The sequence below is a fragment of the Endozoicomonas sp. YOMI1 genome, assembly GCF_024606345.1.
Lineage (GTDB): Bacteria > Pseudomonadota > Gammaproteobacteria > Pseudomonadales > Endozoicomonadaceae > Endozoicomonas.
Map to the genome: position 1 here is coordinate 1 of NZ_JAHHPM010000291.1, position 2,776 is coordinate 2,776.

Consider the following 2,776-nt stretch of genomic DNA (forward strand, 5'->3'; position numbering starts at 1 on the left):
TGGCTTCAACTTCAGCGACAGCGTCGTGGTACAACTCGGCAATGGGCAGTAACTCTTGCAGCAGCTGATGCTGCTTCAGTAATTCTTTGAAGGGTGGGTGAAAGTCGGTGAGTATCTCCAACAGAAATTCAGTGGCCAGCTGCGTACGCAGGGCGTGGTCCAGACCATGACACTCGCGGTAACGGGGTTTTATCCCCCGGGCCAGGATGTTTTTTGCCAGACCGGGATGGGGATTCTGATAGTAATGCTGCCCAGCCTCCCGGGTAATCGTCCGATAACGGCCTGCACGTTGCATTTCCGGTGGATCAAAGATCGGCGGTGAAGCCAGCAAGGCCTCCAGCCAGTGGTCAGGGCTGCTATCTTTGGTGGAAAAACGGTTGACAACCCAGCATTTAGGGATGAAGGAATAGCCGTTTTGAAATTTGATTAGAGCAAGATCATCATCGCATGATCCGGTCGCCGAAAATATTGTAAAGCATATATAATCCATTAGTTGCCTGTCATTGTATCGCTGGGCAGACAAGCCCTCTTCCAGCGCCTTTTTCAGGTCCACACCGCTGGCTTTTTCATCCAGGTAAATCGTGTACAGTGGTTCACTGAGGATCTCCCGGCACTCTTGTTTAACCCAGTCATCAGGGTGTGACTTCTGTTTGTGCTGCGCCAGAAAACCCGACAGAGTATTCACCAGCTTGCGAAAACGCTCTATAATTTTATCAGGATCAGTAATCACATTTCTGGGGTAATCAAAAACAATTTGCCATAACGTCTCGTGACGTATGATCTTGAGTTCGGCCCCGGTCAACAGGCCTTCCCGGTAAAATTCCCTGGCGGCCATTATTGGGAAAAGGCTCGTGGTAACATCAAAACAACTTTCAGTAAAATTGGTTCTTGAACCATTAGCAATCAGCAGGCAAGATACCAGCGGGTTAACCATAGGTTCGTAAACACCTCTCGCTATAAACGGAATAAATAAATTATTTTTTATCAGCGCTCTGCAGATATCCCCCTGTGCCGCAAAGGTGGTTCGCATCAACCGCCGGAGTCGATCCTGATCAAAATATTGCAGGTAGTGTTTATTGTTGGCAGATTTGTGATAATTTTTGAAATCTTTGTCAGTAAAAATAGGATGGTCAATCAATTGGTCCATGAGTGTTGTCGGTAAACCAACCCTGGCAATCAACTCATTATCTATTTCTGACAGCATGGCAAGGACTTTGCTGACTTCGAGATTAACAATGGCCTTTTTGATGTTTTCCACATCTATCGTCTGACCTGCATTTGCTACCGCTCTGACACTCTCGGGAATATTGTTCATTAGTAACCGCAAGAAGCGATCACAGCCTGCCTGAGACAGTAAATTGTAGAGTTCGCGTTCCTGGTGACTGAATCGCGCATAGCGGGCAAATACCTTTACATTGTCTGCTATTTTATTAACCAGAGTACGATCGAGTTCCAACGGTGACAGCAGTCTGCCCCGATAGCTATCGTACAGAAAAAGAGTGATGGGCTTTGGTCGTTGTCCGGCACAGCCATGGGTTTCAAGGCGTAAAATGTTCTCCATAAACCGGGCAATTTGGAAAAAGGACTTTTCTCTTCTGAAATCCAGCAAATATCCACAATGGGTCTGGTCAAAGTTATATCGGCAGATAATCTCCGGGTAGTTGAGATTGCCAACACCCTTCGGTAATGATGAGTGATGGAGTGAATAACCATCGGGACTAAGGTGGCCAGAGGAGCACCAGGACGGAAATAACGATTCATCCCGCCATTCCATTTCCTCTACTTTCTTTTTTAATGTGGCAAAGTCGGTAATTTTTTTTGACTTCTTTTTTCGCGCTTCCCCATTTTGCCCAGTGTCGGCATCCCATTTAAAAGCCCACTCCATGACGCTATCATCAATCGGTTTGTGAACGGTGACCAGCCCATCCAAATCCAGCAGAGCTGCAAACTCATTCAAGTCGGAAACCGGAGATACAACCACACGTTTACTGCCAGGGAACAAACAACTGAAAGGCCTGAATTGTATTGTGTTAGCATTGCTTTCGGTTCTTTCAGCCAATATTTTTTTTACGTCAACAACACGTACGGTCAAACCAAGATTACTATAAAATGATGAAACCAGGGAGGATGCTTCAGATTCACCATGGCACAAATATTCTGTATATTTACCGGATTTAATCCCGTTCACATCCTCTTTTGAGGATGGCAGAGAATTGCTATCCGTTGGAGTATTTAGCAGTTGAAAGTTTGCCTTAACAGGTAGAGACATAACAACACATACAATCTCGAATGATAATATTTTCTACTTAATGTAGGCCATTTGGTTGATACCTTGTTGGCAGGTTTAAAGCGGATGATAATTATTTAAGTCAGAAAATACAATTAATGGAACTATTTTAAAATAGTACGATCGTAATAAATTAGAATTTGAAAATTATTTCAATTACCAGATTTGGGGGGGTATACGCAATTAACCTCTGGCATTAATTCTATTTTTTGGAATGTGAGGCAGGCATTTCTGCCAAGGTTCATTTACTAATGGAGATTCAACCATGCACATTAATAACAGTATTAATGCCACCCCACCCAGCTCCCTTAAGGACGTAACTGCTGGGTGATTATTTAGAGCAGGATGAATGCCAGTGGCCGGAACTGCGCCGGGTGCTTGAACAACAGCTTGGGGCTCTGATACCGCGGGAGGTAGACAGGGGGCTCAGGGAGCGGTGTGCCGCAGCACACCAATGGAGTCTGAAGGATAATTCTCCTGATGTGTGGA

1 protein-coding gene is annotated in these 2,776 nt (G+C 45.1%); it reads right to left on the minus strand.

Annotated elements, in window-relative coordinates; translation table 11 throughout:
• On the minus strand, positions 1-2,269 hold a 2,269-nt coding region (locus tag KDK15_RS10195), incomplete at its 3' end, for a hypothetical protein (RefSeq protein ID WP_257295253.1).
• Between the last annotated feature and the right edge of the window lie 507 nt (positions 2,270-2,776).